Annotated in this window: 24 protein-coding genes; 12 read left to right on the forward strand and 12 right to left on the reverse strand. The window is 69.9% G+C overall.

Annotation, left to right across the window (positions count from 1 at the left end):
• Positions 1–11: 11 nt before the first annotated feature.
• Complete coding sequence (miaA, locus tag KPL78_RS19560; protein ID WP_219764689.1) at positions 12–977, reverse strand: tRNA (adenosine(37)-N6)-dimethylallyltransferase MiaA; 966 nt, start codon at positions 975–977, stop codon at positions 12–14.
• Between the two features lie 23 nt (positions 978–1000).
• Here miaA and serB point away from each other — a divergent pair, with 23 nt between their 5' ends.
• Positions 1001–1894: a phosphoserine phosphatase SerB gene (serB, locus tag KPL78_RS19565; protein ID WP_219764690.1), complete on the forward strand. Its 894-nt coding sequence runs from the start codon at positions 1001–1003 to the stop codon at positions 1892–1894.
• Here the strand turns inward: serB and KPL78_RS19570 are convergent.
• Positions 1864–3561 carry a DUF6311 domain-containing protein gene (locus KPL78_RS19570; RefSeq protein WP_255569269.1) on the reverse strand — a complete coding sequence of 566 codons (1698 nt, stop codon included), beginning with the start codon at positions 3559–3561 and terminating at the stop codon, positions 1864–1866. The genes serB and KPL78_RS19570 overlap by 31 nt on opposite strands.
• A gap of 268 nt (positions 3562–3829) precedes the next feature.
• Between KPL78_RS19570 and KPL78_RS19575 the strand changes: the two genes are divergently transcribed.
• The 3 genes from KPL78_RS19575 (at position 3830) to KPL78_RS19585 (ending at position 5560) form a co-directional block, all read left to right on the forward strand.
• Positions 3830–4438 carry a hypothetical protein gene (locus tag KPL78_RS19575; protein WP_219764692.1) on the forward strand — a complete coding sequence of 203 codons (609 nt, stop codon included), beginning with the start codon at positions 3830–3832 and terminating at the stop codon, positions 4436–4438.
• 74 nt (positions 4439–4512) lie between these two features.
• Positions 4513–4935 carry an ester cyclase gene (locus tag KPL78_RS19580; RefSeq protein ID WP_219764693.1) on the forward strand — a complete coding sequence of 141 codons (423 nt, stop codon included), beginning with the start codon at positions 4513–4515 and terminating at the stop codon, positions 4933–4935.
• A 1-nt stretch (position 4936) separates the two neighbouring features.
• Positions 4937–5560, forward strand: a complete 624-nt coding sequence (locus tag KPL78_RS19585) for a TetR/AcrR family transcriptional regulator (RefSeq protein ID WP_219764694.1) — start codon at positions 4937–4939, stop codon at positions 5558–5560.
• A 219-nt stretch (positions 5561–5779) separates the two neighbouring features.
• Here KPL78_RS19585 and KPL78_RS19590 read toward each other — a convergent pair whose 3' ends face one another.
• Positions 5780–6115, reverse strand: a complete 336-nt coding sequence (locus KPL78_RS19590) for a hypothetical protein (RefSeq protein WP_219764695.1) — start codon at positions 6113–6115, stop codon at positions 5780–5782.
• A gap of 83 nt (positions 6116–6198) precedes the next feature.
• On the opposite strand from KPL78_RS19590, the gene KPL78_RS30865 reads away from it, so the two are divergent.
• Positions 6199–6480 (forward strand): flagellar basal body rod C-terminal domain-containing protein, encoded by a 282-nt coding sequence (locus KPL78_RS30865; RefSeq protein WP_219764696.1) that lies wholly within the window; start codon positions 6199–6201, stop codon positions 6478–6480.
• Here KPL78_RS30865 and KPL78_RS19600 read toward each other — a convergent pair.
• From KPL78_RS19600 to KPL78_RS19610, 3 genes are all read right to left on the reverse strand, one after another.
• Positions 6464–7390 carry a 50S ribosomal protein L11 methyltransferase gene (locus KPL78_RS19600; RefSeq protein WP_219764697.1) on the reverse strand — a complete coding sequence of 309 codons (927 nt, stop codon included), beginning with the start codon at positions 7388–7390 and terminating at the stop codon, positions 6464–6466. The genes KPL78_RS30865 and KPL78_RS19600 overlap by 17 nt on opposite strands.
• Entirely contained in the window at positions 7390–9582 is a 2193-nt protein-coding gene (locus KPL78_RS19605) for an ATP-dependent helicase (protein ID WP_219764698.1), read from the reverse strand. Before KPL78_RS19605 ends, KPL78_RS19600 begins: the two co-directional genes overlap by 1 nt.
• An 88-nt stretch (positions 9583–9670) precedes the next feature.
• Positions 9671–10174: a pentapeptide repeat-containing protein gene (locus KPL78_RS19610; RefSeq protein WP_369412786.1), complete on the reverse strand. Its 504-nt coding sequence runs from the start codon at positions 10172–10174 to the stop codon at positions 9671–9673.
• Positions 10175–10365: 191 nt separating this feature from the next.
• On the opposite strand from KPL78_RS19610, the gene KPL78_RS19615 reads away from it, so the two are divergent.
• Both KPL78_RS19615 and KPL78_RS19620 read left to right on the forward strand, forming a co-directional pair.
• Positions 10366–11181, forward strand: a complete 816-nt coding sequence (locus KPL78_RS19615; protein WP_255569233.1) for a hypothetical protein — start codon at positions 10366–10368, stop codon at positions 11179–11181.
• A gap of 135 nt (positions 11182–11316) precedes the next feature.
• Positions 11317–11841, forward strand: coding sequence for a DUF4329 domain-containing protein (locus KPL78_RS19620; RefSeq protein ID WP_219764699.1), 525 nt, complete (start codon positions 11317–11319; stop codon positions 11839–11841).
• A gap of 38 nt (positions 11842–11879) precedes the next feature.
• On the opposite strand, the gene metF is transcribed toward KPL78_RS19620, so the two are convergent.
• The gene (metF, locus tag KPL78_RS19625; protein WP_219764700.1) at positions 11880–12800 is read right to left on the reverse strand and encodes a methylenetetrahydrofolate reductase [NAD(P)H]; all 921 of its coding nucleotides are present in this window, start codon (positions 12798–12800) and stop codon (positions 11880–11882) included.
• 276 nt (positions 12801–13076) lie between these two features.
• Here metF and KPL78_RS19630 point away from each other — a divergent pair, with 276 nt between their 5' ends.
• The 3 genes from KPL78_RS19630 to KPL78_RS19640 all read left to right on the forward strand — a co-directional run bounded on the left by KPL78_RS19630 (position 13077) and on the right by KPL78_RS19640 (position 15306).
• Entirely contained in the window at positions 13077–13904 is an 828-nt protein-coding gene (locus tag KPL78_RS19630; RefSeq protein WP_219764701.1) for an MlaA family lipoprotein, read from the forward strand.
• A 35-nt stretch (positions 13905–13939) separates the two neighbouring features.
• The gene (locus KPL78_RS19635) at positions 13940–14572 is read left to right on the forward strand and encodes an MlaC/ttg2D family ABC transporter substrate-binding protein (RefSeq protein WP_219764702.1); all 633 of its coding nucleotides are present in this window, start codon (positions 13940–13942) and stop codon (positions 14570–14572) included.
• Between the two features lie 293 nt (positions 14573–14865).
• Positions 14866–15306 carry a hypothetical protein gene (locus KPL78_RS19640; RefSeq protein WP_219764703.1) on the forward strand — a complete coding sequence of 147 codons (441 nt, stop codon included), beginning with the start codon at positions 14866–14868 and terminating at the stop codon, positions 15304–15306.
• Positions 15307–15627: 321 nt separating this feature from the next.
• On the opposite strand, the gene KPL78_RS19645 is transcribed toward KPL78_RS19640, so the two are convergent.
• Positions 15628–16164 carry a GNAT family N-acetyltransferase gene (locus KPL78_RS19645; RefSeq protein WP_219764704.1) on the reverse strand — a complete coding sequence of 179 codons (537 nt, stop codon included), beginning with the start codon at positions 16162–16164 and terminating at the stop codon, positions 15628–15630.
• Positions 16165–16267: 103 nt separating this feature from the next.
• Complete coding sequence (gene ettA / locus KPL78_RS19650) at positions 16268–17947, reverse strand: energy-dependent translational throttle protein EttA (RefSeq protein ID WP_219764705.1); 1680 nt, start codon at positions 17945–17947, stop codon at positions 16268–16270.
• A gap of 116 nt (positions 17948–18063) precedes the next feature.
• On the opposite strand from ettA, the gene KPL78_RS19655 reads away from it, so the two are divergent.
• Both KPL78_RS19655 and KPL78_RS19660 read left to right on the forward strand, forming a co-directional pair.
• Entirely contained in the window at positions 18064–18501 is a 438-nt protein-coding gene (locus tag KPL78_RS19655; RefSeq protein WP_219764706.1) for a MarR family winged helix-turn-helix transcriptional regulator, read from the forward strand.
• A 17-nt stretch (positions 18502–18518) separates the two neighbouring features.
• Positions 18519–19820 (forward strand): MFS transporter, encoded by a 1302-nt coding sequence (locus tag KPL78_RS19660; protein WP_219764707.1) that lies wholly within the window; start codon positions 18519–18521, stop codon positions 19818–19820.
• Here the strand turns inward: KPL78_RS19660 and KPL78_RS19665 are convergent.
• The 3 genes from KPL78_RS19665 to KPL78_RS19675 all read right to left on the reverse strand — a co-directional run bounded on the left by KPL78_RS19665 (position 19786) and on the right by KPL78_RS19675 (position 22914).
• Positions 19786–20922 carry a uroporphyrinogen decarboxylase/cobalamine-independent methonine synthase family protein gene (locus tag KPL78_RS19665; RefSeq protein ID WP_219764708.1) on the reverse strand — a complete coding sequence of 379 codons (1137 nt, stop codon included), beginning with the start codon at positions 20920–20922 and terminating at the stop codon, positions 19786–19788. The genes KPL78_RS19660 and KPL78_RS19665 overlap by 35 nt on opposite strands.
• A 175-nt stretch (positions 20923–21097) precedes the next feature.
• Complete coding sequence (locus KPL78_RS19670) at positions 21098–21571, reverse strand: DUF2269 family protein (RefSeq protein WP_219764709.1); 474 nt, start codon at positions 21569–21571, stop codon at positions 21098–21100.
• Complete coding sequence (locus KPL78_RS19675) at positions 21568–22914, reverse strand: SDR family oxidoreductase (protein WP_219764710.1); 1347 nt, start codon at positions 22912–22914, stop codon at positions 21568–21570. The genes KPL78_RS19670 and KPL78_RS19675 overlap by 4 nt, the downstream gene beginning before the upstream one ends.
• Between the last annotated feature and the right edge of the window lie 22 nt (positions 22915–22936).

Raw genomic sequence — 22936 nt, forward strand, 5'->3', positions numbered from 1 at the left:
GCTGCGATGCGTCAACGCAGCCGATCAACAAAAGCGAAGACTTCATCTCCAAAACTTTCCGAAAATTGCGCAACACCCGCGACGCGCGCATGGATCGTATGCGTTCGGGACGCATCAGCGAGCGCATGGTGGCGGAACCAGGTCGCCTGGCGCTTGGTGTACTGGCCGGTATTCAGAATGGCGCGGGCGGAGGCCTCCTCCAGCGTCATCCGGCCCGCCAGCATGGCCGCGAGTTCCGGCACGCCATGGGCGCGCATGGCCGGCAAGGCTGGGTCGAGACCCTGCGCGGCGAGGGCGCGCACTTCCTCGATCGCCCCACCCTGGATCATCGCGGCCCAGCGCGTGGCGATCGCGGAACGCAGCGCCTCGCGCGGCGGGTCGATCAGGATGGCCGCGAAGCGCCATGGTGCCGGGCCGGTGCCGCCGCCCTCCTGCCACGCTGCGAGGCCCTTTCCGGTCCCGCGCCAGACCTCCCAGGCGCGGGCGATGCGCTGGCTGTCGGACGGACGCAGCCGGACCGCCGTCGCCGGATCGACCACCGCGAGCCGGGCATGCAGGGCTGCCGGGCCTTCCCCGGCCAGCAGGCCCCGCGCCTCGGCGCGCGCGTCCTCGGGCACCGGCGGGATGTCCGACAGGCCCTGGGTCAGGGACGCGAAATACATCCCCGTCCCGCCGCACAGGATCGGCAGGCGGCCGGCCTGCCGCGCTGCATCCATCTCGGCCAGTGCCGCGCCGCGCCACCAGGCGACGCTCGCCGCCTCCGCCGCTGGCCGCACGCCATAGAGGCGATGCGGCACGAGCGCTTCCTCCTCGGTCGTCGGGCGCGCGGTGATGACGCGCAGCTCGCGATAGACCTGCATGCTATCGGCATTGATCACCACGCCGCCGAGGCGTTCAGCCAGCGCCAGGGCCAGAGCCGACTTGCCGCTGGCGGTCGCCCCGGCGACCAGCAGCGCGGCAGGTTGATCCCCGGTCATGGCAGGGGCATACCCCGGCGCCGATGGATCATGTTCTGACCCTGGTCGCCCCGCGGGGCGCCCTTTCCACCGCGACGCTGCATGCCGCGCGCGATGCCCTGGCCGCCATCGGCGCCTTCACCGGCACGCCGGACTGGCTGGCGGAGGCGGAGGCCGTCGACCTGCCCTTCGGCGGCCTCGCGCCGGATCAGGCGGATGCCGCGGCGCGCGGCGCGCTGGCCGGCCAGCCAGTGGACGTGATCGCGTTGGGCGCGGCCGGGCGCCGCAAGCGCCTGCTCATCGCCGACATGGACAGCACCATCGTCACCACCGAGACGCTGGACGAACTCGCCGGCCAGGCCGGCATCAAGGATCGCATCGCCGCCATCACGAAGCGCGCGATGAATGGCGAGCTGGACTTCGAGGGCGCGCTGCGCGAGCGCGTCGGCATGCTCAAGGGCCTGCCCGTCGAGGCCATGGAACGCACCTGGGAAGAAACCGCGCTGATGCCCGGCGCACGCGAGCTGGTCGCGACCATGCGGGCGCACGGCGCGCGCTGTGCGCTGGTCTCGGGCGGCTTCACCTTCTTCACCGGCCGCGTCGCCGCGCTGGTCGGGTTCCACGAGCACCACTCGAACACGCTCCTCGAGGACAATGGACGTCTCACCGGCCATGTCGCCGAGCCGATCCTCGGGCGCAATGCGAAACTCGCCACGCTGAAGCGGCTCGCCGCCGAGGAAGGGATCGGGCTCGATGCCACGCTCGCGGTCGGCGACGGCGCGAACGACCTCGACATGATTCAGGCGGCGGGGCTCGGCGTCGCCTATCACGCCAAGCCGATCGTCGCCGCCGCGGCCCGCGCGCGGGTGGAGCATGGCGATCTGCGCGTGCTGCTCTTCGCCCAGGGCTATCGCGCGGCGGAATTCGCCGCCACCTGATCGCGCCAGCCCGGCGCCAGCACCCAGATCCCATCGAAGCGGCCGAGCAGGTCGCTGGACGGGCTCATGCCGGCCACGGCGCGCATCAGGGCGGCCCGGTCGCCCAGCACGTAGAAGGTGCGCGGTTCGTGATCGCCCTGTTCCAGGCGCTGTGCGACCGTGGCGTTGACGCCGGCCACCGCATGGGGATCGAGCCGGGCGAGATAGACCGCATCAGTCCGCAGGCCGAGCGAGACGGCATAGACCGCCACTTCCTCCCAATGCCTCGCCTGCATGCCCGTCGGCACCACGCGCACGGCGTCGTAGCGGCTGGCGGCCTCGGCCCAGAACGGATCGGCGAGGCGCAGCGGCAGGCTCGGCGGCTGGGGAACGAAGAAGTCCTGGAGGCGCGCGGCGCCGGGCCGCAGATCCGCCACCTGGATCAGCAGGGCCGCGGCCAGGACATATCCTGTCCGCCGGCTGCCGAGGCCACGCACCAGGGCGACGCAGGCCCCGAACAACGCCGCATAGAGAACCGGCCAGAAGAAGCGTTCCGAGGCGCGCAGCGCATCTGCCCGCTCGATGACGGACGCCGGCAGCGAAAGCGCGGCGACCTCGTGCCCGCCAAGCAGAACGCTGTGGCTGACCGCGAATCCCAGCAGGGCCACCAACATCAGGAGAAGCACGACATCGCGACGGCGCGGCGCGCGCGGATGGACCAGCCAGGCCACCAGGCCACCCCCGATCACCAGCAGCGCGCCAAGGCCCGGATAGGAATTGCCGGCTTCCATATGCTCGGCCGTCCCGAGATCCGGCAGAATGCCGCCCCAGTAGCCGGGATCGAAGGGGGCAAGCAGGTCGAGCTGCATCTGGCCAAACCCGCCCCAGGTGCCTCCGAAGCCGCCATCGAGCAGGAAGAAGCCGCCGGCCCATAGCCCCGTCAGCGCCGCGGCGGGCACCGCGACCGCCTCGACGCCGCTGCCCGCCGCGCCGCTGCGCGGCGAACCAACGACCCGCCCCAGCCAGTCGGCGGCCCAGAGGGCGCCGACCATCACGAGCAGATAGGCCTGCACCAGCGAGGTCACGAGAACCAGCGCCGTCCAGGCGAGGCCGCGCCGCGGCCCCGCGCCCGGCACGACGCAGAGCCATAGCCCGGCCAGGATCAGGAACTGCCCACCCAGGGCGAAATGCCCGCCGAGGCGCCCGAGCAACAGCGGCTGCAGCACGAAGAGCCCCGCCCCGGCCAACCGCGCCAGCGGATCCCGCGTTGCCCGGCCGAGCAGCCCCCAGGCCATCGCCGCCTGCAAGGCTCCGCAGGCGTAGATCCATAGCCCCCAATATTGCGGGACCTCGACGATCGGTCGCAGCGCCTTGAACAGGAAGGCGAGCAGCGGAATGGAATCCGAGAAGAAGATCGAGGAGGCTAGCTCCATCCCCCAGCCAGGATTGGCCCCGGGCGGCCAATGCCAGCCATCCCGCGCGAAGGCCGTCCAGCCGAGCCAATATTGGACTGGGTCTGGCCCGATCCGCCCGGACAGCATCCAGCCTGCATGGTCCGGCGGCAGGATCGACGCCCCGAACATGGCGTGCACCACGCACAGCCCGAACAGCGCCGCAGCCAGCCCGCCGAAGCGATCGGCGGCACTACGCGGGCGATCATGCGGAGCTGGAACGCCGATGGGAACCATGCGCAAGCCTTGCATCCTCGCATGGTGCAACGAGGGCGATGGTAAGGCCGTTTCCTGTCGCTCCCCATCACACATCGCTGATCGGCACGGTCTTCCCGGTCCTTCGCGGCGTTGCGCGGCATCCCGGCCGTGGCGTCCTGCCCGAATGCGCATCGCCGGTCGGGCGCACTTGCGATCCCGATCACACCCCCAATGCGCCACGCGACTTTTGTATTGTGTCGATACTCTAGTCTCATTACGGTTCCGGCACCCCCTGCGGAGGAACCCCATGCGCCGCCCGGACCCATCCCCGCCACCGGCCTTCGTGCCGCCGCACATCGCGCATCCCCCTGCCCGCCGCCGGCGCATCCTGGCCGCCGCCGGCGTCCTCGCCACGGCCATGGCGGCAGCGGCCATCGCCTCGCGCAGCACGGCACCGGCCGAGGGACAGGCCTCGCCCACGCCGCGTGTGCTTGCTTCCGATCCGGTGGCCGCAGGCCGCTATCTGGTCGTGCTCGGCGACTGCAATGGCTGCCACACCCCCCGCTTCGCCGAGACCAACGGGGCCGAGCCACCCGAGTCCGAATGGCTCACCGGCTCCCCGATCGGCTTCCGCGGCCCCTGGGGCGTCAGCTACCCGAGCAACCTGCGCCTATCCGCGCAGGCCACCGAGGAGGCGGATTGGATTGCCGCCCTGCGCCGCCGCACCGGCCTGCCGCCGATGCCCTGGGCGACCCTTGCCGTCATGAACGAGGACGACCTGCGGGCCATTTATCGCTACCTCCGCGCCCTCGGCCCGCGCGGCGAGCCTGCGCCGGCCGCTCTCGGGCCGGGTGAAGCGCCGGAGACACCCGTCTTCGACTTCGTCCCGGTCCCTCCATCCCGGAGGGCCGGATGATGTCTTGCCATGAGACAATGATCCCGTCACAAGATCCCCAGCCCCATCCCGCACCCTGCGAGGAGACCGCCGCCATGCCGCTCAGCCGCGACGCCATGGACCAGAAGATGGACGAGCATTTCGCCTACGAGGCCCGCGACGACGTCGCCGGCGTGCTCGCCACCCTCGATGACGGCGTCGAGCACGACATCGTTGGCTGGCCCTCCGGCCCCACCCATGGCCGCGACGGTGCCCGCCCCTTCTACGAGGCCCTGTTCGGCGATCTGGCCGACGGCCGTGTGGACTGCATCCGCCGGCTCTATGGTGACGACTTCCTCGTCGATGAATCGGTCTGGCGCGGCCGTGCGCCGGGCCGGCCCTTCGGCCTGGAGGGGCGCGACCGGCCGCTCGAATTCCGCCTGCTGCATGTCGTGCAGTTCACCCGGGCGGGCGCCATCGCGCGCGAGAATGTCTGGGTCGACCTGGCCGCCATCCAGCGCCAATTGCCGCAGGACTGACATGCCGCGCGACGAGACGACCGGACGCCCCAACCAGCGTCGCCGCACCCGCAAGGATCTGCTGGAAGCGGCGGCGCGGCTCATGCGCGACGGACGACGACCGAACCTTGAGGACGTCGCGGAAGCGGCCCTCGTCTCCCGCGCCACCGCCTATCGCTATTTCCCGAATATCGACGCGCTGTTGCTGGAGGCCGCGGTGGACGTCGCCGTCCCCACGGCCGAGCAGATGTTCCACGACCATCCCGGAGGCAGCGCGGCGCAACGCATGGTGCGGGTCGATACCGCGCTGCATGACATGATCCGCGCCAATGACGCGCCGCTGCGCATGATGCTGGCGCAGTCGATCGAGCGCGTGGCGCGCGACGGCGCCAGCGCCGCCCCGGCGCGGCAGAACCGCCGCTCGCCCCTGATCGAAGCGGCGCTTGCGCCGGCACGCCGCGACTTCAGCCCTGCCACGCTCGATCGGCTGCAGAAGGCACTCGCCCTGCTGGTCGGGCCGGAGGCGATGATCGTCTGCCACGATGTGCTGCAGCTTCCCGACGAGGAAGCGCGTGCGGTGAAACGCTGGGCGATCGAAGCCCTGATCGCCGCGGCACGCTCCGGTGGCGGCGGGTCCCTGTCCTGAACTGTGGAACCGGGAGGGGCTTTGCCCTACCCGCACCCTGCCCACCAAAGGCCGCAGGGCCTTTGGAAACCCAAACTTGATGTCCTGTCGGCGGCTCGGCCAGGTTGAAGCGTGCGCTCAGCGCCAGCAGGCGTCACAGGACGCACGGCGTTGGGCGAAGAAAAATCCTATCGGCATCGGCTCCTGGCCCGCTTCCGTACCGAAGCGGCGACGGAGTCGTCAGCGCGCAGCCAACAGTTCCTCCATGCACCACACCGCCAGCCAGGCCAGGAACAGCGCGCAGAAGCCGTACCAGAGCGTATGGAACCAATAAGCGACGGGCTGTTCAGCCCGCACCGCGGCGCCGCCGCGCCGGGGAAACTCGCCCTCCCGCAGGGCCCGCCATACGACCCAACCGACGAAGGCCGTCATCGGCACGCTCAGCAGCAGCCCGATCACCCACTGCCCGTTGGGCAGGCCGGCCAGAAACGCGACTGCCCCATACAGCACCAAGCCCAACGCCCCGCACAGCAGTGCCGTCCGTGCCAGAAGCCAGAGCGCTCCACGCGAATCCATGGCGCGACGATCCGCGATCGGACCCGGATCGGCAAGGTCTTCACCATGCGCTAACCATTGCCACCCAGGATGAGACGATGCAGGTGAGCCCGACATCGCCCATCCAGGGCATGCAGCGCGCGACGGAACGACTCGACCGTGCCGCCGCGACGATCGCGGCGCCGCAGGTGCAGACGGCGCGCGGCAGCGATCCCTCGCCGGCGCCGCCTTCCGGGAACCAGGGGCTGACCGCGGCGCAGGCGAGCGGCGACCTGGAAAGCGCCATGGTCGACGTGATCCAGGCGCGCCGCGCCTATGAGGCGAATGCCAAGGCGCTGGAACAGCAGGACGCCCTGCGGCAGCGCGCCATCAGCCTCGGCGCCTGAGCACCAGCGTCGTCCAGGGTCCCACGTCAATCCGGCGTTCCAGCACCAGCCCCTGCCGCCGATGCGCGGCCAGCACCATGCGCGCCTGGGTGCCGAGCAGCCCGGCGAGGATCGCCGTGCCGCCGGGCGCGAGATGCAGCGCGAGGTCACGCGCCATCGCGCACAAGGGCCGGGCGAGGATGTTCGCGAAGATGAGGTCGTAGCGCACGCCCTTCATCAGCCGCGGCTTCCAGCCATCGGCGAGAATGCTGCGCATCCGCCGCGGCACCAGCCCGTTCAGGCGCGCATTCTGGTCGCAGACGCGCACCGACCAGGGTTCGATGTCCGTCGCCAGGACTCGGCAAGGCAGCGTCTTCGCAGCGGCCATGGCGAGGATGCCCGAGCCGCTGCCGAGGTCGCAGACGCTGCGCGGGCGGCGATGCGCGATGCCCTCGAAGGCGCACAGGCAGCCCTGGGTCGAAGCGTGCTCGCCCGAGCCGAAGGCCAGACCGGCATCCAGCTTCAGCACGGTCCGGCCGTAAGTGGCCGGGTCCGGCACATGGGTCGGGCGGATCAGGAAGCGCCGGCCGATCGGCATTTCTGGGAAGGCCTGGACGGTGCGGGCGAGCCAGCCCTCGGCTTCCACCGGCGCCGCGAGCACAGCCGGCGGATCTATGCCCGCCACCGCAGCGGCGAGGGCCAGCGCGGCGTCGAGTTCGTCATCCTTCGCGCCGGCCTCGCGCACGCCTTCGACGCGCCAGGTGTCGGTGGGCTCGTCGCGGAAATAGGAGACGGTCGTGCAGACCTGTTCCAGCGCGGCCTCGAAGACCGGGACGGCGTGTTCGGGCAGTCCGTCGATCACCAGGGCTTCGAGCGGTTCGGCACGGCGGCGGGACAGCGCACCGGGCGCATCGGGACCGGAGGGCCGCATCAGGTCTTCTCCACGAAACTGTCGAGCAGGCGCTTCGAGCCGGCCTTCTCGAATTCGATGTCGAGGCGGTTCTCCTCGATGCCGGTGATCCGGCCATAGCCGAATTTCTGATGGAAGACGCGCTCGCCGATCGCGAAGTTCCCGGTCACGGTGGGGCGCTCCTTCACCTCCCAGGCGCCGGCCTCGATCATGCGGCGCGGGCGCTGGGAATACAGGCCGCCACCGCTGAACACCGAGGCGTGGGAACGAGCCTCCCGCTGCGCGCCGCCTTCGCGGATGATCTCGCCCACGGGCAGTTCGTCGAGGAAGCGCGAGGGGATGGACGCCTGCCAGTTGCCGTAGATGCGGCGGTTCGCGGCGTGGCTGATGATGGCCTGGCGGCGCGCGCGGGTGATGCCGACATAGGCGAGGCGGCGCTCTTCCTCGAGCGCCTTCTCGCCGCCTTCGTCGAGCGAACGCTGCGAGGGGAAGACGCCTTCCTCCCAGCCGGGGAGGAAGACCATGTCGAATTCCAGGCCCTTCGCGGCGTGCAGCGTCATGAGCGAGACGCGCTCGCCTTCCGCCGCGTCGTCATTCTCCATCACCAGGGAGACGTGTTCGAGGAAGCCCGCGAGGTTCTCGAAATCGCCCATGGCGCGGACGAGTTCCTTGAGGTTGTCGAGCCGTCCCGGCGCGTCGGGCGACTTGTCCTGCTTCCACATCTCGGCATAGCCGGATTCATCGAGCAGGGTCGCGGCCATGACGACGTGGCCCTCCACGCCCGACTGGGCGCGCCAGCGTTCGAAGCCCTGCAGCAATTCGCGCAGCGCCTCGCGCGCCTTCGCCTGCTTGATGGCGCCGGTTTCCAGCGCGCGGGCGGCGGCCAGCGAGAGCGGGATGTTCTCGGCGCGGGCGATGGCGTGCATGGCCTGCATCGCCGTGTCGCCCAGGCCGCGCTTGGGCAGGTTCACGATGCGCTCGAAGGCGAGGTCGTCTGCGGGCTGGGCGACGACGCGCAGATAAGCCATCGCGTCGCGGATCTCCTGCCGCTCGTAGAAGCGTGCGCCGCCGACGATGCGATAGGGGATGTTGAGGGTGATCAGCCGCTCCTCGAAGGCGCGGGTCTGGAAGCCGGCGCGGACGAGGATGGCGATCTCGCCGAGAGGGTGGCCGGCGCGCCGGGCCGTTTCGATGCGCTCGCCGACGCTGCGGGCCTCTTCCTCGCTGTCCCAGAGGGAGACGACGCGGACCTTCTCGCCTTCCGCATCGGCGCGGCCGGAGCGCAGCGTCTTGCCCAGGCGACCGGTGTTCTTCGCGATGAGGCCCGAGGCGGCGGCGAGGATGTGGCGCGTCGAGCGGTAGTTGGATTCCAGGCGGACGATCTGCGCGCCGGGGAAGTCCTTCTCGAAGCGGAGGATGTTCTCGATCTCGGCACCGCGCCAGGAATAGATCGACTGGTCGTCGTCGCCGACGCAGCAGATGTTGTGGTGCTGCTGCGCCAGCAGCCGCAGCCAGTAATACTGGACCAGGTTGGTGTCCTGGTATTCGTCCACCAGGATGTAGCGGAAGCGGCGGTGATAGTCCGCGAGGATGTCCGGGTTGGCGCGCAGCAGCGTCACGACATGCATCAGCAGGTCGCCGAAATCCGCCGCGTTCAGCGCCTTCAGACGGTCCTGGTACGCCGCGTAGAGTTCCGTCGCGCGGCCGCCGGCGTAGTCGCTGTCCTCGGCCGGGGTGACGGCGGCGGGCTCGATGCCCTTGTCTTTCCAGCGCTGGATGACGGCCATCAGCCCGTTCGGCGGCCAGCGCTTGGTGTCGATGCGCTGCGCTTCCATCACCTGCTTGAGCAGCCGGTTCTGGTCGTCGGCGTCGAGGATGGTGAAGTTGGAGGTCAGCCCGACCTGTTCGGCGTGCCGGCGCAGCATGCGGGCGGCGAGGGCGTGGAAGGTGCCGAGCCACAGCCCCTCGGCCGGCTGGCCGAGGATGGCGGAGACGCGTTCGCGCATCTCGCGCGCCGCCTTGTTGGTGAAGGTGACGGCGAGCACCTGGGACGGCCACGCCTTCCCCTGCAACAGGATGTGGGCGAAGCGCGTGGTCAGCACCCGCGTCTTGCCCGTCCCGGCGCCGGCGAGCACCAGCAGCGGCCCATCGACGGCCTCGACGGCCGCGCGCTGTTCCGGATTCAGCCTCTGGAGATAGTCCGCCCCGCTCATGATGGGCCGAGCCCGGTGTGCCGGCGCGCCTTGGCGACAGACAGAAAAAGGAGGGGGTTCGGGGGAGTTCCCTCCCCCGTCTTCCTGCTCATTGGCAGTTCCCAACCGAGCTTGCCGCGCAGATCCGGCGCCCGTCCGTCCACCGGGCGCCCCCCAGCGTGGCGCCGGACAGGTTCGCCCCCGACAGGTTCGCCCCGGTGAGGTTCGCGTCCGTCAGGTCCGCGCGGAACAGCGTGGCGCGGCGCAGGTCGGCGCCGGAGAGGTTGGCGCCCTGGAGGTTGGTGCGAGTCATGTCCGCGTTGCGCAGGGTGGCGCGGGAGAGGTCGGCGCCGGAGAGGTTGGCGGAGACGAAACGGGCCTCGGCGGCGTCGGCCTCGACCAGCTTGGCGCCGACCAGGTTGGCGCGCTGGAAGGTGGCATCGCGCAGCGTGGCACGGGAAAGGTCCGCCCCGGCGAGTTCGCTTTCCTCCAGCAGGCAGCGTCGCCAGACCACCTCGGGGGCGGGGGGGTCGGTGCAGCCGGCAAAGGCCGGCCCGGCGAGAACGAGGACCAGCCCCGCGATGAGGGAGGGGAGCGAGGATGGTGTGTGCACGACCGAGGATATAGAACTTCCCGCGAACGCCTCCAACCATTGGACGGACTGCCCTGTCTCCGCTGCGCTTTCTGGAATGGTCGGCCCGGCAGGGCGGTGCGCTGCTCGCGGCGGGGATCTTCGCCGGGCTGTTTATCCCGCCGCTGGCGTCGCTGTTCCGCGACTTCGTCACGCCGACGGTGGCGGGCCTGATGACGCTGGTGCTGCTGCGCGTCGATCTGGCGCAGGTGCTGGGGTATCTGCGGCGTCCGCTGCTGGTGGGGGCGCTGACGGCCTGGTTGCTGCTGGCCATGCCGTTGATCGCCTATGGCGTCGCGGCCGCAGTGGGCCTCGACGGGCCGCTGGGGGCGGCGCTGGTGATCAGCGCGACGGGATGCGCGGCCACGTCGTCGCCAGCCTTCGCCCGGCTGGTGGGGCTGGATGGGGAGATCAGCTTGGTCGTCGCCATCGTGACGACCCTGCTGGTGCCTTTCACGGCACCGCCGCTGGCGCTGGGGTTGATGGGGATCGACCTCGCCATCTCGCTTCCCGGGCTGATGACGCGCCTGGCGCTGGTGGTGGGGCTGCCGCTGCTGATCTCGATCGGCATCCGCCAAATGGTCGCCGAACCCACGTTGCGGCGCTTCGGCCCATCGGTCGATGGCGCGGTGGTGTGGCTGGTGGTGCTCTACGGCTTCGGGGTGATGGACGGGATGCTCGCACGGCTGCTGGCCGACCCGGCCTGGGTGCTGGGCGGGCTGGGGCTCGCCTTCGCGGGCAATTTCGGCATGAACGTGCTGACCGTGCTGGCCTTCCTGGCCATGGGGCGCGGGCTGGCGCTGGCGGGCGGGCTGCTGGCGGGGAACCGGAACATGGCCCTGTATCTGGCCGTGCTGCCCGCCGCCACCGATGACCGGATCCTGCTGTTCTTCGCCCTGGCGCAGTTTCCGCTGTTCCTCAGCCCCTTCCTGCTGCGGCCGGTCTACGCGCGGCTGCGGGGCTGGCAAGGCGACATGCCGCGTCGCTGACCCCGCTTCAGGCGGGGCCGCCCCACGCCGTGTGAAACGCTGCATCCCATCTCGCCGGAAGGCGCGCATCGCCCCTGACAGGACTTCATCCGAAATCGTAACGTCCTGCCGCCGGGTCTTTCGCGGCAGGAGGCGATGATGGCGGATGAAGAACTCCCCCCGGGGCAACCCAAGGCGACCGATCCGCGGGAGATCGAGGTGGAGCAGCTCGCGATCCGACTGCTCAAGGGCGTCTTCACGAAATCCACCCGGCCAGGCGCCGAGCGCGAGTGGGGCGGGGTCATCTACCGGCAGGGCCCGTCAGCCCGGATCGGCCATACCGGGCCCATCGAGGGCGATTCCTCGCACCATGTCGATGTCGGCAATGCCGGGTCCAATTTCGGCTGCCCCAGCGATGCGTCGCCGGTCGCCTGGTACCATACGCATCCGGTGAAGTTCACCTATTCGGTCAGCAACGGCGTGGTGACGCGCATCCGCATGGGCTGGGACGTGTTCGAGGATGGCGACCTCGCCATCTCCGACGGCAACAACCTGATCGGCTACATCATCGACCCGGACAAGCGGATCTGGCGGTATCGCCCGCCGCCGGGGCAGATGATCGAGGGGAAATTCACGCCCGATGCGACCGCCCAGGGCGGTTGGGGGCCGCTGAACGACTGATGCCGCCGGAGGCGCCGGGGGATCCCGGCGCCCGCGGGTCACCCCTTCTTCGGCCGCGCCCCCAGGATATGGGCGATGGCATAGGTCAGGTCCGGCCGGTTCAGCGTATAGAAGTGGAACTCGTCCACGCCGTTGGCCTGCAGCAGCCTCACCTGTTCGGCCGCGATCACGGCGGCGACCATCCGGCGGGTCTCCGCATCCTCGTCCAGGCCTTCGAACAACTGCCCCATCCAGGCCGGGACCGAGGCTCCGCACATGGCCGAGAAACGCTGCACCGAGGCGAAATTCGTCACCGGCATAATGCCCGGCACGATCGGCACCGTGATGCCCTTGGCCAGGCAGCGGTCGAGGAAACGGAGATAGACCTCGGCATCGAAGAAATACTGCGTGATCGCCCGCGTCGCGCCCGCATCGATCTTGCGCTTCAGAAAGTCGAGATCGGCCTCGGCTGATACAGCGGCCGGATGCACCTCCGGATAGGCCCCGACGCTGATCTCGAAATCCCCGATGCGCTTCAGGCCGCGGACGAGGTCCTCCGCCTGGGCGTAACCGCCCGGATGCGGGGTGTAGGTGGCGGCCCCGGCCGGCGGGTCCCCGCGCAGGGCGACGATGTGGCGCACGCCGGCGTCCCAGTACTGGCGGGCGACGGCGTCGACCTCCTCCCGCGTCGCGCCGACGCAGGTCAGGTGCGCGGCCGGCGTCAGGGAGGTGTCGGAGACCAGCCGGGCGACCGTCGCATGCGTGCGTTCCTGGGTGGACCCGCCCGCGCCATAGGTGACCGAGACGAAGCGGGGCGCGAGCGGCTCCAGCCGCCGGATGCAGGCCCAGAGCTGTTCCTCGAGCCTGTCGGTCTTGGGCGGGAAGAACTCGAAAGACAGGCGCGGCGCGGGCATGGCGGCCGGTGCCGGCAGGCCGGCGATCCGGGGGCCAGTCAGCCAGCGGGCGAGGGTGCCGCTCATCGCCTGGTTCATCGTATTGGTTCCCCTGTGGCAGTCGCCGCGTCCCGGCGGGCGGTTCCTCTGGCCCGTCCGGAACCCTGTGGCAAGACTTCGTCACCCTGTGCCATGCACGGAATCACTGCATCGCGGCAGGATAGCGCTAGAATGATGCCGGCGGCGTACACAGCAACCCCGCCAGATGGGCGGCGTTGCGGCGAAGGCAAGGACGAGGATCAGCGTATGGGGCGTGCGGCAAGAGCGGTTCCAAGGCCCGGCCAGACATTGTATGCCCCATTCATGCTTCCGACCCGATCCGGCCTGGCGCGGACCGTGCTGCTGGCCACGGCCTTGCTCGCCGCCGCCTGTGCGACCCGCCCTGGGGACGACGACCCCGAGGCGCTGGCCGAGTTCCGCGAGACCAACGACCCCGCCGAACCGTCAAACCGCGCGATGTTCGAAGTCCACGAGGCCATTGACCGCAACGTGCTCCAGCCGGTGACGGAGGCGTATCGTGACCTCGTTCCTCAAGGCATCCGGATCGCCATCCGCAACATCCTGGGCAATCTCCGCACCCCGGTGATCCTGGCCAACGACCTGATGCAGGGGGAGGTCACCCGCGCCCGCATCACGCTCGGCCGCTTCATGGTGAATTCGACCATCGGGGTGCTGGGCATCGCCGATGTCGCCCGCGAGCTGGGCGTGCCCGGCCATACGGAGGATTTCGGCCAGACCCTCGCGGTCTGGGGGGTGGGCGAAGGGCCGTTCCTGTTCGTCCCGCTGCTCGGGCCGTCCAACCCGCGCGATCTGGTCGGACAGGGGGTGGACCTCGTGATCAACCCCCTCAGCTATTTCGGCCAGGGGTTGCTGGTGGACACGGCGGGTTGGAGCCGGCTCGGCCTGACCGTGGTCGATACGCGCGAAGCCCTGCTGGAACCGATCGACCAGGTTCGCGCGACCTCGCTCGATCCCTATTCCACACTGCGCTCAGCCTATCGCCAGCGACGTGGCTACGAGATCCGCAACGAACAGGAGGGCGGCCGCGTGGTCGGCCCATCGGGTTTCACGGGCTGGGGCCAGGGCGTAACCGAGCCGGCCGGTCCCGATGCCCGGGTTCCGCCGCAATGACTCGGCAAGCTCGCTTCCAGCCCCATATGAGCGCCATGAAGAGACGGCTCCTCCTTTCCGCCCCCGTCCTCGCCGCCGGCTTGGTCGCGCTGTCGCGCTCCGGCCACGCCGAGATTGACCTGGCCCGCGCCACCGCCTTCATCCAGCAGGCGGGCAACGAATTGGTCCTCGCGATCAACGATCCGCGCCTTGACCTTACGACGCGGCGGGACCGCGTGGCGGCGACGTTGCGCCGGACCATCGACATCGAGGGAACGGGCCGCTTCATCCTGGGCCGCTACGTCCGCCAGGCGAGCCCGGCGGAGCTCGCCGAGTACAATCGTCTGTTCGACGACATCATCGTGCGCAACCTGTCGGCCCGCTTCGGCGAGTATCGCGGCGTGCGCTTCTCGCTCGGCCGTAGCCAGCAGAGGACCGAGGAGGATGTGCTGGTCAACACCATCGTCGAGCGGCCCAACACGGCGGCCTTCTCGCTCGACTGGCGGGTCAGCGAGATCAACGGCCAGCCCAAGGTGGTGGACGTGATCGCCGAGGGGACCTCGCTGCGCCTGACCACGCGCAGCGAATATTCGGCGGTGATCCAGCGCAATGGCGGGCGCGTCGCGGCGCTGCTCGACGCGATGCGCAACCAGATCACCCAGCTCGCCGCGCGCGAAGGCCGGGGCTGAGCGCCCGATCGCCGGCACGCCGCGCATCGCCGCGGGCCTGGTAATGCGCCGTCCTGCGCAGGCGCCCCCTTCGGCATGCCCGGACCAGGCCATGCGCGACCGGCACCGATCCTGTCACATTCCGGCGGCGCCCCTGCGCCTGTCCATGGCGCTGGAGACACAGATGCGGTGGCGCCTTGCCGGTTCGCGACACGCGCCATCTGCGCTGCATCAAGGCCGGTGGCGCGGCGGCGGTTGATGTTGCGCCACCGTGCCTGGGACGCCATGCTCCCGCCGCTGTGAGGGTCGAAGCCATGACGACGCTGAACATCAAGGACCTGTTTTCCGAGAAGGCCGCGGCCGAGGCCAAGCGGCGCGCCGAGGCAGAGGCCGCAGAGGCCAATCACAAGGCGGAACTCGCTGCCTTCTCCGAGCGCGTCCAGACCTATGAGATCACTGCCGAGGACCGCGAACGCGCGATCAAGCGCATCCGTCGTGCCTTCGAAGCCGGGGAACGCGAGTTGATGCTCATCAAGTTCCCTTCCCTGCTGTGCGAGGACGGCGGGCGGCGCATCAACAACCACCTCGCCGGATGGCAGGACACGCTGCCGGGCGTCTTCCACAAGATCTACCAGTGGTGGGAAGAGGAACTGCAACCGGGCGGCTTCACCTTCTCGGCCCGCATCATCGACTTCCCGGGCGGGATGCCGGGGGATGTGGGGATCTTCATCGGCTGGCCGCAGTCGCTGGACTGAGGTCGCGCTTTTTTCCGGCCCGGTGGAACCGAGAGGGGCTTTTCCCCTCTCGGGCGCGAAGCAGTGCTTCGCGCCCCACCCAAGTCCACAGGGCCTTTGGAAACCGATACTTGGCACCAGCTGCCGCTGCCGGAATGGTAGTGAGACCCGCTCTTGCGCACGAAAGGCGCTTCGAGGGTGCAGTAGGGGCGTCATGCCCGGCACCAGAAGATTGCGTTCCAAGTGCTCCAAGCACTTGGCGGGGTGAGGTTTGGAGTGGGGCAGAGCCCCTCTCCATCAGTTTTTGCCGCCACCCCCCCCCATGCCGCGCGCGGCCGGCCGTCAGGCCCGTGCCGGGGCAATGCTTTCGAAGACCAACATGGCCATGCCCTTGTTCAGGAAGTCGCCGCAGGGTCGCATGCCGATATCGGTCATTACGCCGCGCGAGGCGTGGTTGGTGTAGCGCGCGACGGCGATGATGCGTTGCAGTCCCGCGGCGTGGCCGAAGGCGATGGCGGCCCTGGCGGCTTCGCGGGCGTAGCCCTTGCCGCGGCTGGCGGGCCAGAGGGCATAGCGCAGGGCCACGCCGCGCCCGTCCGGCCGTTCCATCAGCCCGCAGATGCCAAGGAAATCGCCGGTCTCGCGTTCGAAGACGCACCAGGTGCCGTAGCCGCGCACTTCCCAGAAGTCGATGTCGTCCTCGAGTTCCTCGGCCGTGCGTTCGGGCGTGCGCACGCCGTGCAGCATCAGGCCAAAGGCGCCTTCGTCGCCTTTCAGCTTGATGAGGTCCGGCAGGTTCTCCTTGCCGGGCGGGATCATCATCAACCGTTCGGTGCTGATGATCCGCCTCGACTTCAGCGCCTGCATGGCTGCGCTCATCGACGGCCTCCGCCGTGGGGGCGGTCGCGTGGTGTCGAGGCCGCCTTGGTGACAGACAGAAAACGGAGGGGGGTTGCGGGGGAGGTGCCCTCCCCCGCCCCTTTCACCGTGCGAGAGGCTTGTACTTGATCCGATGAGGGTCGGTCGCCGCGTCGCCGAGTCGACGTCGCTTATCCTCTTCGTAGCTTTCGAAATTCCCCTCGAACCACTCGACGTGGCTGTCGCCCTCAAAGGCCAGGATGTGCGTGGCCAGGCGGTCGAGGAAGAAGCGATCGTGCGAGATGATGACCGCGCAGCCGGCGAATTCCATCAGCGCGTTCTCCAGTGCCCGCAGCGTTTCCACGTCGAGGTCGTTGGTCGGTTCGTCGAGCAGGAGCACGTTGTGCTCCTTCTTCAGCATCTTCGCGAGGTGGACACGGTTGCGTTCACCGCCCGAGAGCGAGCCGACCTTCTTCTGCTGGTCCCCGCCCTTGAAGTTGAAGGCGGCGACGTAGGCGCGCGACGGCACGGACCGCTTGCCGATGGTGATGATGTCCTGCCCGTCGGAGATTTCCTGCCAGACGGTCTTGTTGTCATCGAGGCTGTCGCGCGACTGATCCACGTAGCCGAGCTGGACGCTGTCGCCGACGGTCAGCGTGCCGGCGTCGGGCTGCTCGCGCTGCATGATCATCTTGAACAGCGTGGTCTTGCCGGCGCCGTTGGGGCCGATGACGCCGACGATGCCGCCGGGCGGCAGCTTGAAGGACAGGTTGTCGATCAGCAGCCGGTCGCCGAAGCCCTTGGACAGATTCTCCGCCACGATGACGGTATTGCCCAGGCGCGGGGCGGGCGGGATGGCGATCTCGGTCGGGTCGGGGGCCTTTTCCTGGCTGGCGCGCAGCAGGTCCTCATAGGCCGCGACGCGGGCCTTCGACTTCGCCTGGCGGGCGGAGGGCGAGCGGCCGATCCATTCCCGTTCCTCGGCGAGCTGGCGCTGGCGGGCGGATTCCTCGCGCTCCTCCTGTGCCATGCGCTTGCGCTTCTGTTCGAGGTAGGTGGAGTAGTTGCCTTCGTAGGGAATGCCCCGGCCGCGATCGACCTCGAGAATCCAGTTGGTCACGTTGTCGAGGAAGTAGCGGTCGTGGGTCACGATCAGCACCGTGCCCGTGTAGTCCTTCAGCGTGCGTTCGAGCCACGCCACCGACTCAGCGTCGAGGTGGTTGGTCGGTTCGTCGAGCAGCAGCATGTCCGGCTTTTCGAGCAGCAACCGGCACAGGGCGACGCGGCGGCGCTCGCCGCCCGAGAGGTTGGTGACGGCGCTTTCGGGGGGCGGGCAGCGCAGCGCATCGAGGGCGATCTCGACCTTGCGGTCGATCTCCCAGCCATCGGCGGCGTCGATCTTCTCCTGCAGCTCGGCCTGTTCGGCGAGGAGCGTGTTCATCTCCTCCTCGCTCATCTCCTCGGCGAACTTCATCGAGATCTCGTTGAAGCGCTCGAGCCAGCCATTCAGTTCGGTGAAGGCGGCGCGGACGTTCTCCAACACCGTCTTGTCCGGATCGAGATGCGGCTCCTGCGGCAGGTAGCCGACGCGCGCACCCTCGGCGGCCCAGGCCTCGCCGCCGAATTCCTTGTCCTGGCCGGCCATGATGCGCATCAGGGTCGATTTGCCGGCGCCGTTGGGGCCAAGCACGCCGATCTTCACGCCGGGGAGGAAGGAGAGGGTGATGCCTTTGAAGACCTCGCGCCCACCCGGATAGGACTTGGTGAGGTCTTTCATCACGTAGACGTACTGGTAGGCGGCCATGGGGCTGGAACCTGCGCAAGGAGGGTTTGGCCCGGGGTTCTACGGCCCATGGGGCGAAGCGCCAAGCTTGTGCGGTGCACCCTTGCAATAGGTGTATATACGCCTATTTTGCCGACATGCTCGCGCCTGCCCCGCCACCCGACCGCTGCAGCTGCCACGGCCTGCGCAAGGCCACCCGGCACCTGACCCAGTTCTACGACCGCCACCTCCATCCGGTCGGGCTGAACATCGGCCAATACGCGCTGATCGGACGGCTCGCGGCGCGCGGGCCCATCGCCATGACCGCCTTCGCCGAGGTGATGGGCATGGACCGCACCACGCTGGGGCGGAACCTGCATCCGCTGGAACGCGACGGGCTGGTGACGATCGCCCCCGACCCCGAGGACCGCCGCAGCCGGCGCCTGGCGCTGACGGTCGAAGGGCAGGCGCGGTTGGCTGCCGCCCGCCCGCTTTGGTCCGCCGCCCAGGATGATCTGGAGTGCCGTTTCGGCGCGGATCGCGCCCAGGCCCTGCGCGTGCTCCTGGCCGAACTCCTCGCCACCGACCTCGCCTGATCCCGGAAGGACCAGACATGTTCGCAGCACCGCTTGCCGCCGCCCTCGCCCGCCGCGGCGTACATTATGGCTGGGTGATGGTCGCCCTGACCTTCCTGATCGCGCTGTCCTCGGCCGGGGCACTTGGCGTGCTCGGCGCTCTGCTGCTGCCGGTGCAGCGGGAGACGGGGTGGGAGATCTCCGCCATCTCCGGCGCGCTGGCGCTGCGGCTGCTGCTGTTCGGGCTGATGGCGCCCTTCGCCGCGGCGCTGCTGCAGCGTTACGGGCTGCGGCGGATGGTCGCATTGGCGCTGACCCTGGTAGCCGCCGGGCTGCTGCTGTCGATGAACATGACCCGGGTGTGGGAGCTGTGGCTCTACTGGGGCGCGATCACCGGCATCGGCACCGGCATGACCGCGCTGGTGCTGGGGGCGACGGTCGCCAATCGCTGGTTCGTCGCGCGGCGCGGCCTGGTGCTGGGCATGCTGACGGCGGCGAATGCCACCGGGCAGCTCGCCTTCCTGCCGCTAGGGGCCTGGCTGGCGCAGAATGAAGGGTGGCGCTTCGCCCTCGCCCCCGGGCTGATCGCCTGCGCGATCGCCGCCCTGCTGATGGTGCTATTCGGCCGCAACCATCCCTCGGAGCTCGGCCTGCCGGCCTATGGCGAGGACCGCGTCGCCCCGCCGCCCGCCCCCGGCGCCAACCCCGTGCGCACCGCTTTCGCCGTGCTCGCCGAGGCCGCGCAGACCCGGATCTTCTGGATCCTGTTCATCACCTTCATGATCTGCGGCCTGTCCACCAATGGGCTGATGCAGACGCATTTCATCCCGCTCTGCGCCGATTTCGGCATGGCGGAGGTGCAGGCGGCCTCGGTGCTCGCGATGATCGGCATCTTCGACTTCATCGGCACGATCGGATCCGGCTGGCTGTCCGACCGCTTCGACAACCGCAAGCTGCTGTTCTGGTATTACGGGCTGCGCGGACTGTCGCTGCTGTGGCTGCCATCCAGCAGCTTCAGCCTGATCGGCCTGTCGCTGTTCGCGGTGTTCTACGGGCTGGACTGGATCGCGACCGTGCCGCCCACCGTGAAGCTGGCCGGGTCCGCCTTCGGGCGGGAGAAGGCGCCGATCGTCTTCGGCTGGATCTTCACCGGGCACCAGCTCGGCGCCGCGCTGGCGGCGGGGCTGGGCGGGCTGAGCCGGGATGTCCTCGCCTCCTATCTGCCGGCCTTCTACCTCGCGGGTGGTGCCTGCCTGATCGCGGCGGTGCTCGCGCTCGGCGCGCGGCGCCCGTCGGACACGGTCATCAGCCCCACAGCCGCCGCGCCGTCTCGAGGATGACCTCCATCTTCCGCCATTGCGCGCTCTCGGGGAGCATGTTGCCCCCGATGCCTGAGGCGAAGCCGCATTGCGGGGACAGCGCGACCTGATCGAGGTCGATGAAGCGCCCCGCCTCTTCGAGCCGGCGGAGCAGGTCCTCGACCGTCTCGACCTCCCCCGTCTTGGTGGTGACCAGGCCAAGCACCACCATGCGGCCCTTGGGGACGAAGCGCAGCGGCTCGAAGCCGCCGGCGCGGCTGGTGTCATATTCCAGCAGCAGGCGGTCGTGCTGCAGACCGCCGAAGACGGCCTCGGCGATCGCGTCGTAGCTGCCCTCGCGGTGCCACATGCTGGCGCGGTTGCCGCGACAGATGTGCAGGCCCGTGGTCACACCTGATGGCAGGCCGGCGATCACCGCATTGTCCGCCGCGATGGCGCGGTTGAGGTTGGCGAGCGGGTCCTCCCCGCGTTCTTCCATCCGCGCGAGCGTCGCCGGATCAACGTAGCCGGTGAAGCTCGGCTCATCGATCTGGACGTAGGCGACGCCGGCCTCGGCCAGTTCGGTCACCATGGCGTGCTGGATGGCGACGACATCGGCGAGGAACGCATCCGCATCGGCGTAGAAGGGTGCCGAACCCGGCACGTCGCACATCTGGCAGACGCGATCCGGGCCCATCAGGGTGATCTTGGCGGGCAGCGTGGTGACGCTGCGCAGGAAGGCGGCCTCTTTGGCCGGGAAGCTCTCGACCAGGCGCAGCTTGCCCGTCGCCGGCGTGCGATAGGACAGCACCGCGTCGGTGCCCTTCTCGTTCGGCGTCTCCCCCTCGCCAAGGTTGCTCGGCGATTTCAGGAACTGCGCCCAGGACCCGGCCCACAGATCCCAGCCGGCGACGTCCGAGAAGCTGACCTGCCAGTTCAGCCGGCAGAACTCGCCATCGGTGACGAAGGGCAGGCCCAGCGCCTCCTGCTTCGCGACCAGGGCGCGGATCGCCTCGTCCTGCTTGGCGACCAGGGCCTCCATCGACAGGGTGCCGCGGGCATGGGCGAGGAAGGCGGATTTCAGCGTCTCGGGACGGAGGAAGGAGCCGACCTGGTCGACACGGATGCGGCGGAGGTCGGTCATGGGGTGGTTCCGGCAGTGAGGGTCGCAGACTGGCGGGCTGTGGCGATGGTGGGAAGGGCCCACCGAGAGGGGCCCTGCGCCCCTCTCGGGCTCAGCCCATCAAAGGCCCGAGGCCTTTGGTGGGGGGGGGAGGTCCGGAAGGGGGCACAGCCCCTCTCCGGTCCCGCCGGTCTCATCACAGCGCCGGCCGCGTCACCATCAGCCAGATGATCCCCAGCACCGCCGCGAAGGCCGGGAACCCGCAGGCGAACCAGGCGCGGTACAGGCTGTCATACCGGGCCGGCAGCGGCGCCCCGTCGCGCGCGGCGTCCCGGGCCAGGTCGCGCAGGCGGATCTGGATCACCACCACCGGCAGCCAAAACACCCCCGCCAGCACGTAGAGCCCGAGCGAGAGCAGTATCCATCCCTCGGTCAGCGACCAGCCGATCGCCTGGGCCAGCAGCGCGCCGGTGATCGGCTGCAGCACCACGGCCGTCCCGGTGAAGATCGTGTCCGCCACCACCACCGTCCCGGCGACATGGGCGATCAGGGCGGCGTTCCGCGTGCGATGCGCCATGACCATGAAGAAGGCGATGCCCGCGCCGGTCCCCAGCAGCACGGTCGCGCCGATCACATGCAACCAGCGCAGCAGCTCGACCCAGGGGCTCATCGGTCCTCCTGGGTTGCCAGCAGCAGCAGCGCGGGCAGCATGGCCGGGATCGCCTTGAGCAGCGGCCCCAGAGGATCGAGCCAGAGATCGGGCGCCATCACGCTGCCGCCGACCAGATACGCAAGCGTCACCGCCACCATCCCCCGCGTGGCGAGGCCGAGCGTCCGCCGGTGCAGCACCAGCGCGCCCAGGGCGAGGTCGACCAGCGCGCCGCCCAGGACATGGGCCAGGGCGAGGGTTTGCGGGGTGCCGCGCGTGGCAAGCACGGCGGCGGCCTCGGCCGGACGCAGCAGGGCGACCAGGCCACTGCCGGCCCAGAACAGCGCCAGCGCCGCGATCATCAGCGGCCGCAGCAGCCAGACGCGGCCGAACCACTTCTCCTGCACCGTGGCGGGCATGGCGAAGAGGCTGTCCGCCAGGGAGGGGATCGCCTGTCCGCCGACGCTGAGCCAAGGCTGCGGATCGCCGCGCACGCCGCGGGCGAGCTCCGCGAGGCTGGCGCTGCGCAATGGCGGCCGCCAGCCAAGATGGCTTAACAGGTCGCCGGCGCCGGCGATGAGGCGGCCGAGCAGGGCCGGCGCGCGGAACACCCGCCGCGGCGGCCGGCCAAGCCAGGCGCGCAGCGCGGCGTCGAGATCGGCCAGGCTATGCGCCTGCGGCTCGACCAGGTCATAGGCGCCGCGCAGCGCGATGCGGCCGGCCAGCGCATCGCAGACCGCGGCGGCGACGCTGCCGACCGGCACGGTCTGCACCCTGGCGTCGGCATGCGGCATCGCCACCGGGCCAGGCCAGGCGGCAAGCGCGCGCAGCAGCGCCGTGCCACCATAGGCCTGCGCCGCCAGCACCAGCCCGGGCCGCAGGATCACCCAGGGACAGGAGCAGCCGGCGAGCGCGGCATCGGCCTCGGCCTTGCTGCGCATAAAGGCAGTCGGCGCATCCGCGGCGGCACCGACGGCGGAGACCTGCACGATGGTGATGCGCTGCGCCTCGCAGGCGGCGAACAGGGCCTTCATCGCGGTCGCCTGCACCGCCTGGACATCGTCGCGCGCGCTGTCCTGCAGGGCGCCGGCGCAGTTCACTACGGCGTCGATGCCGGCAATGAAGGGGGACCAGTCCTCGGGGCGGGCCAGGCGCGCGATGTCCTGGGCGCGCCAGGTGATGGCGGGGCGTGCGCGCCGGGCGGCGGCGACGTCGCGGCCGATGCCGGTGACGGCGTGGCCCTCGGCCAGCAGGGCGTCGGCCACGGCCGCGCCGATCAGGCCATAGGCGCCGAGGAGGAGTACGCGCTGGGTCACGGGCGGGGCATGCGACAGGGTGCCGTGGGATGCAATGTCGCGCTTCATGGCATGGTGCGGGAGCTTCGCG

The sequence above is a fragment of the Roseomonas alba genome (genome assembly GCF_019430885.1).
Taxonomy (GTDB): domain Bacteria; phylum Pseudomonadota; class Alphaproteobacteria; order Acetobacterales; family Acetobacteraceae; genus Neoroseomonas; species Neoroseomonas alba.